This is a genomic window from Pseudomonas japonica, assembly GCF_900188455.1.
Taxonomy (GTDB): Bacteria; Pseudomonadota; Gammaproteobacteria; order Pseudomonadales; family Pseudomonadaceae; genus Aquipseudomonas; species Aquipseudomonas japonica.
The window spans coordinates 48744-55265 of record NZ_FZOL01000034.1; the positions used below are offsets into that span (position 1 = coordinate 48744).

Here is a 6522-nt window from a genome sequence, read left to right on the forward strand (position 1 = left end):
CGCTGGCTTCCACAAGGTGTTGCGTGCGCCGCCTCAGCGCTGGGTCAGGCGGATGATCTGCCGGGCGCAGAACGCTCCGGTGAGGATCACGCCGAACAGGCGCAGGGTCTGCATGGCCAGGACCAGGCCGACATCCGAATCGGTTTCCACCGCGATGATCGCCATGGCATCCAGCCCGCCGGGGCTGGTGGCCAGGTACATGGACAGGAAGTCGCTGCCGCTCAGGCGCGCCAGCGGCCAGGCGCAGGCGGCGCAGAGCACGATCAGCAGCATGGCGCCGGCGATCATGGTGGGCAGGCGTTTCCAGACGTAGGCCAGCGTGTCGCGGTCGAAGCGCAGGCCGATGTAGGCGCCGATGGCACCGTAGGCGCTGGCCAGCAGCCACTCGGGCATGCTGATGCGCAGCAGTCCGGACAGTTGCAGGCAGCCGCCCAGCAACAGGGGCAGAAGCAGGGCACCGGCGGGTACCTTCGCGCCGGCGACGACCCCGAACAGCACCACCCCCAGACCCAGCGCGAGATTCAGCATCGGCGCGGTCTCTTCCGGCGTCGCCACGGCGACGGCGATCTCGCCGCCCGTGCTGGCACCCAGCAGATGACTGACCAGCGAGCCGAGCATCACCACGCACACCACCCGCACGTACTGCATGGTCGCCACCACCCGGGCATCGGCACCGTTTTCCTCGGACATCGCCACCATGGCCGAGGCCGCGCCGGGTGCGGTGCCCCAGGCGGCGGTGCTACCGGGAATGCCGCCGTAGCGTACGGTGGCGAGGCCGACCAGGGCACTGAGCAGCACGGTCAGCAGGGTGGCGAACAGCATCAGTTGCCAGGACTGGGCCAGCGCGGCGAGCACCGACCAACTGATCGAGTGGGCGACCAGCAGGCCGACGCAGCCCTGGCCGAAGCGAAAGGCATGCCGGTGCAGGCGGATGCTCGCACCGCTCGCGGCGAAGACGATGGCCACCAGCATCGGCCCGAGAAACAGGCCCGCGGGGACTTCGAAGGCATGCAGCAACTGGCCGCCGGCACCGGCGCTGGCAATCAGTGCCAGCCATTGCAAGGGAGGGGAACGGAACCACGGAGTGACGGAGGGCAAGGACGATATCTCCCGATCAGAGCGGCGCTGCGACACCGCGAAAGGCAGCAGGCGAGGAAATTATCGACGGCGCAATCCATCAGGTCTATTTTCTACTTTCGATGAATCGATAACTGAAATTCATGAATCATGGACCTGCGTGACCTGACCTACTTCGAAACCATCGCCGAAATCGGCCACCTCGGCCGCGCTGCGGAAAAGCTCAATCGCAGCCAGCCGGCCCTGAGCAAGAGCATCCAGCGCCTGGAGGAATCGCTGGGTACGCGCCTGTTCCAGCGTGACGGCCGGCGCATCAAGCTCACCGATGTCGGCGAACTGCTGTTGGCGCGGGGCAAGCAGTTGCGCCTGAGCATCAGCGAGACCGAGCGCGAGGTCCGCGACTTCGCCAGCGGGCTGATCGGCAACATCCGCCTGGGCTGCGCGGCGAGCATGGCCGAGCACCTCCTGCCGCAACTGGTGGAGGCCCTGCTGGCGCGCGCGCCGGAACTGACCCTGAGCCTGTCCATCGCCCAGGACGATGTCCTGCGTGAGTCACTGCGCGCCGGGCGTCTGGACGCGATCATCTGTCCGCTGATCGTCGACGACCCGCGTTTCCTCACCTACCCGATCGTGCAGGACGAGGCGGTGGTGGTCGCCAGCGAAGATCACCCGGTGTTTTCCAGGCCGGTCCAGCTCAAGGACCTGTGCGCCTATCGCTGGGTCCTGGCAGCGCCGACGGTGACCGCGCGGCGCTGGATTGACAACGCCTTCCTGTCCCGGCAGTTGCCGGCGCCGGTGGCGCAGATCGAGACCAACTCCATTTCCCTGCTGCCGCGGCTGATCGCACGGACCCGGCTGTTGAGTTTCCTCGCCCGCGAGACCCTGGAGCACGGCCAGGGCATGTCGCGTCTGCGCGAGGTGCCGTTGGCCGAAACGACGATGAGCAGGACGGTCGCCGTGATGATCAGGGCGGAGGGCTATCTGCCGCCCGCGGTGGAGGCGATGGTGGAGTTGTTGCGCAGCGACGGGCGGAATTTCTTCAATGGGTGACGAGCAGCAGGCGCGGCAGAGTCGACCGAGAAGGAGGCTGTTCTGTTCTCAGGATAACTCTACAATTTTGTGGTTTAAGTCCTTTAAATCGAAATAGGCCACATTATGTTGGATTTATCTTTCAGCAGGCCGGAAGAAATCGTCAAGCGACTCTGCGAGCGCCTGCGCACGGAACGTCTGGCGCAAGGGATGACCCAGTCCGATCTCGCCGGGCGTGCCGGCGTCGGGGTCAATACCGTGTCCAACCTCGAGGCAGGACGCAACGTCGGCTTCGAAACCGTGGTACGGGTAGCGATGGTCCTCGGTCGGGTCAAGGAGCTCGAAGGGCTGTTCATGCCCCGGCTTGAAAGCCTGGATGACATCCGTCGCTACGAGGGTACCGCCACTCGTCAACGGGTCAGAAGGAGGTCCGTGGATGCCTGATCGGATCGAGGTGTATTACGAAGGTTGACCCGCTGCGGCCACAGCGCGGCGACGATGTCCGCGGTGCGCGCGCCCCAGTCGTAGCCGCCGAGCACGGCCCGTTCGATGCCCAGGGCATCCATGAAGGCCACCAGATCCTCGGCCAGTGCCGCCGGCTGGCCGTTGCGCAGGGTCTTGGCCGAGAGGAAGCGAGTCTCGCCGTAGCCGCGGGCATAGGGGATCAGCACCCGGTAGCCCTGTTCGGCAAGGGCCTGGGCGCCCGCCAGAAGCCCCAGTTGCAGGACGCAGGCGGCGATGACGGCAGTGAGGGTTGTGCATGCGCTTGCTCCTTGAAGAACGCGGGGGATTCAACGGGTGGCCTTGGCTTCGGCCAGCAGTTTGCGGATGACGTTTTCCTGGGTGGCGTAGGCGCCTTCACCGAAGTGGCTGTAGCGCACCTGGCCGTCGGCATCGATCAGGTAGTGGGCGGGCCAGTACTGGTTGGCGAAGTTGCGCCAGATCGCATAGTCGTTGTCGACCGCCACCGGGTAGGTGATGCCCAGGCGCTCGACCTGCTCGCGCACATTGGCCAGTACCCGCTCGAAGGGGTATTCCGGGGTGTGCACGCCGATCACCACCAGGCCGTCCTTGCCGTAGCGTTCGGCCCACTGCCTGACGTAGGGCAGGGTGTGCTGGCAGTTGATGCAGTCGAAGGTCCAGAAATCCACCAGCACCACCTTGCCGCGCAGGTCTTCACGGCTCAGCGGCGGCGAGTTCAGCCACTGCACGGCGCCGCTCAGCGACGGCATGCGGCCCTTGGGCGTCAGGTCCGCTTCGCTGGCGGCCTGGGCCTTGGCGACCAGGCGGTCGATGACCGCCGACACCGACTTCAGCACCTGCTGTTCCAGGCGGTTGGACAGTTGCGACGAGGTGCCCGCCAGCAGCTCGCGGGTGCCGCCGGAAGCGATGCCGACCGCGGCCAGCAGCACCAGCACGCCGCTGGCGCGACGCAGCCATTCGACCACCGGCAGGGACAGGCGCAGACGCTTGCTCAAGCCTTTGCCGGCCATGATCAAGGTACCCAGCGACACCGCGCTGCCCAGGCCGTAGGCCAGCAACAGCAGGCTGGTCTGCGGGTTCGGCCCGGCGAGCAGGGCGCCACTGAGGATCAGGCCGAGGATCGGCCCGGCGCAGGGGGCCCACAACAGGCCGGTGGCGACGCCGATCAGCAGCGCGGCCAGCGGCCCGGACGCCGTGGCGTTCGGCGCGAGGCGGTTGCCCAGGGCGACGAAGGGACGGGCCAGCCAGGTGCCGAGGCGCGGTGCCAGCAGCGACAGGGCGAACAGCAGCATCACCGCCAGGGCGAAGTAGCGCCCGCCGATGTTGGCCCTGACCACCCAGTCGCTGCCCACCACCGCCAGGCTCGACACCGCGGCGAAGGTCAGCACCAGGCCGCCGAGGGTCAGCAACAGGGAGGCACGGCTGCGCCCGGCACGGGCGAAGACGAATGGCACGATGGGCAGGATGCAGGGACTGAGGACGGTCAACAGACCGCCGAGAAAGGCAATGATCAGCATGGCGTGCTCCACTGGCGAGAAGGGGGCGCCGCCGACCGGTCGGTCCGCGGCTGTGAGGCATTTCGCCCTGGGCAGGTGTCCCACGTGTTTCGCAGCCGGTCTTTACTGTCGCTTCAGGTATATCGGCACGGTTCTGATACATAACCCTACAAACCGGGCTGTCAGACGATTTCTGGCTCGATAGACTCCACCCACCGTCTCTCCGCTAAAAGGCCACTGCGATGGATGCCAACGCTGATCATGTGCTGATCGTCGACGACGACCGGGAAATCCGCGAGCTGGTGGGCAACTACCTGAAGAAGAACGGCCTGCGCACCACCCTGGCCGCCGACGGCCGACAGATGCGCGCCTTTCTCGACGCCGGTCAGGTCGATCTGATCGTCCTCGACCTCATGCTCCCCGGCGACGATGGCCTGGTGCTGTGTCGCGAACTGCGCGCCGGCAAGCACCGCCATACCCCGGTGCTGATGCTCACCGCGCGGGACGACGAAACCGACCGTATCGTCGGCCTGGAAATGGGCGCCGACGATTACCTGGTCAAGCCGTTCTCGGCCCGTGAGTTGCTGGCGCGGATCAATGCGGTGCTGCGCCGCACGCGCATGCTGCCGCCGAATCTGGTGGTCAGCGAACAGGCGCGACTGTTGGGCTTCGGCAACTGGCGCCTGGATACCACGGCGCGCCATCTGCTCGACGCCAACGACACGGTGGTGGCCCTGAGTGGTGCCGAGTACCGCCTGCTGCGGGTGTTCCTCGACCACCCGCAACGGGTGCTCAGCCGCGACCAGTTGCTCAACCTGACCCAGGGCCGCGAGGCCGATCTGTTCGACCGCTCCATCGACCTGATGGTCAGCCGCCTGCGCCAGCGCCTGCTGGACGACGCGCGGCAGCCGGCCTACATCAAGACAGTGCGCAACGAAGGCTATGTATTCAGCTTCGCCGTGCGCCTGATCGAGGGCACGCCGTGAGTCGCTGGCCGCGCAGCCTGGCCTCGCGGCTGTCGCTGATCTTCCTCGCCAGCCTGGTGATCGCCCACGGCCTGTCCTTCGGCCTGCAGACTTTCGAGCGCTACAGCAGCGCGAAAACCCTGATGCTGAGCAATTTCGAGCAGGACATCGACACCTCGGTGGCGATTCTCGAACGGCTGCCGGCGGAGGAGCGGCCGGCCTGGCTGGCGCGCCTGCAGCGGCCCAACTACAGCTATCGCCTGGACCAGGGCGAGGCGGGCGTGGCGATGCGGGACGAGCCGGTCTCGGTGAAGTCGATCAGGGCCACCCTCGGCGCGCACTATGACCTGACGTTCCGCGATATCCCCGACAGCCGCGCGCATTACCAGGCACACCTGCGCTTCGCCGACGGCCAGCCGCTGACCCTCGATGTGCGTCCGTCGATCATGCCCTTGTCGCCCTGGCTGCCGTTGCTGCTGCTGGGGCAACTGGCGTTGCTGCTGGTCTGCACCTGGCTGGCCGTGCGCACCGCCCTGCGCCCGCTGACCCACCTGGCGAACGCGGTCGACAACCTCGACCTGAGCCGCCCGGTGCAAGCGCTGGAGGAGCGCGGCCCGACCGAAGTCGCCAGAGCGGCCAGCGCGTTCAACGCCATGCAGGAGCGCATTGCCGCCTATGTGAAGGAGCGCGTGCAACTGCTCGCCGCCATCTCCCACGACCTGCAGACACCGATCACGCGGATGAAGCTGCGGGTCGAGTTCATGGAGGACTGCGCGGAAAAGGACAAACTGTGCAGCGACCTCGACGAGATCCAGCACCTGGTCAAGGAGGGGGTGGCCTATGCCCGCAGTACCGAACCCTCGACGGAGCCGGCCAGCCGGATCCGCCTCGATGCGTTTCTCGAAAGCCTGGTTTTCGACTACCTCGACACCGGCAAGCCGGTCGCCCTGGAGGCGCCGGCCGGTCTGTTGATCGTCAGCCGGCCCCAGGCGTTGCGCCGCTTGCTGACCAACCTGATCGACAACGCGCTGAAGTTCGGCGGCGAGGCACGGTTGCGCGTGTTGGATGTGTCCGCCGGGCGCTTGTCGATTCAGGTGCTGGACGGTGGTCCGGGCATTCCCGAGGCGATGCTGGGCGAAGTGCTCAAGCCGTTCTTCCGCCTGGAAAGCTCGCGCAACCGTGATACCGGCGGCACCGGCCTGGGCCTGGCCATCGCCGCGCAACTGGCGGCGAGCCTGGGCGGGGAATTGCGCCTGAGCAATCGGCAGGAGGGTGGGTTGTGTGCCGAGGTTGTGTTGCGGGGGGAGTGAGGGGGCAAGGGGTTTGTCTTGAAAGGGGCGGTGACCGTGAAATCGAGCGTTGTGCATGGCGACAGACTTTGAGCTGGTCAACTTTTTCCGGACACCGCAATGTGGGAGCTCAGGCTATCTGCCGCTCATACCGGTTGGGCGGTAGATAGCCCAGGGTCGAAT

Annotated in this window: 6 protein-coding genes and 1 pseudogene; 4 read left to right on the plus strand and 3 right to left on the minus strand. The window is 66.6% G+C overall.

The window, feature by feature from the left end:
• Positions 1 to 33: 33 nt before the first annotated feature.
• Positions 34 to 1098 (minus strand): AbrB family transcriptional regulator, encoded by a 1065-nt coding sequence (locus tag CHB99_RS27650; protein ID WP_042128183.1) that lies wholly within the window; start codon positions 1096 to 1098, stop codon positions 34 to 36.
• Positions 1099 to 1227: 129 nt separating this feature from the next.
• Here CHB99_RS27650 and CHB99_RS27655 point away from each other — a divergent pair, with 129 nt between their 5' ends.
• Complete coding sequence (locus CHB99_RS27655; RefSeq protein WP_042128181.1) at positions 1228 to 2127, plus strand: LysR family transcriptional regulator; 900 nt, start codon at positions 1228 to 1230, stop codon at positions 2125 to 2127.
• A gap of 105 nt (positions 2128 to 2232) precedes the next feature.
• A complete protein-coding gene (locus CHB99_RS27660; protein WP_084702882.1) occupies positions 2233 to 2550 on the plus strand; it encodes a helix-turn-helix domain-containing protein in 318 nt (105 codons plus the stop codon).
• A gap of 26 nt (positions 2551 to 2576) precedes the next feature.
• Here CHB99_RS27660 and CHB99_RS27665 read toward each other — a convergent pair.
• Together CHB99_RS27665 and CHB99_RS27670 are read right to left on the minus strand one after the other, a co-directional pair.
• Positions 2577 to 2807 (minus strand): annotated as a pseudogene (locus tag CHB99_RS27665) (alpha/beta fold hydrolase); the annotation flags it as partial.
• Positions 2808 to 2897: 90 nt separating this feature from the next.
• The gene (locus CHB99_RS27670) at positions 2898 to 4106 is read right to left on the minus strand and encodes a cytochrome c biogenesis protein DipZ (protein WP_042128174.1); all 1209 of its coding nucleotides are present in this window, start codon (positions 4104 to 4106) and stop codon (positions 2898 to 2900) included.
• Between the two features lie 221 nt (positions 4107 to 4327).
• Here CHB99_RS27670 and CHB99_RS27675 point away from each other — a divergent pair, with 221 nt between their 5' ends.
• On the plus strand, positions 4328 to 5071 hold the full coding sequence (locus CHB99_RS27675) for a response regulator (RefSeq protein ID WP_042128172.1): 744 nt from the start codon (positions 4328 to 4330) through the stop codon (positions 5069 to 5071).
• Positions 5068 to 6360, plus strand: a complete 1293-nt coding sequence (locus CHB99_RS27680) for an ATP-binding protein (RefSeq protein WP_042128170.1) — start codon at positions 5068 to 5070, stop codon at positions 6358 to 6360. Before CHB99_RS27675 ends, CHB99_RS27680 begins: the two co-directional genes overlap by 4 nt.
• Positions 6361 to 6522: the final 162 nt, after the last annotated feature.

What these genes read in the sequence shown, in the direction of transcription:
- CHB99_RS27660 (WP_084702882.1), top strand. Translation starts at nt 2,233, where the DNA reads ATGTTGGATTTATCTTTCAGCAGGCCGGAAGAAATCGTCAAGCGACTC.
- CHB99_RS27675 (WP_042128172.1), top strand. Translation starts at nt 4,328, where the DNA reads ATGGATGCCAACGCTGATCATGTGCTGATCGTCGACGACGACCGGGAA.
- CHB99_RS27655 (WP_042128181.1), top strand. Translation starts at nt 1,228, where the DNA reads ATGGACCTGCGTGACCTGACCTACTTCGAAACCATCGCCGAAATCGGC.
- CHB99_RS27670 (WP_042128174.1), bottom strand. Translation starts at nt 4,106, where the DNA reads ATGCTGATCATTGCCTTTCTCGGCGGTCTGTTGACCGTCCTCAGTCCC.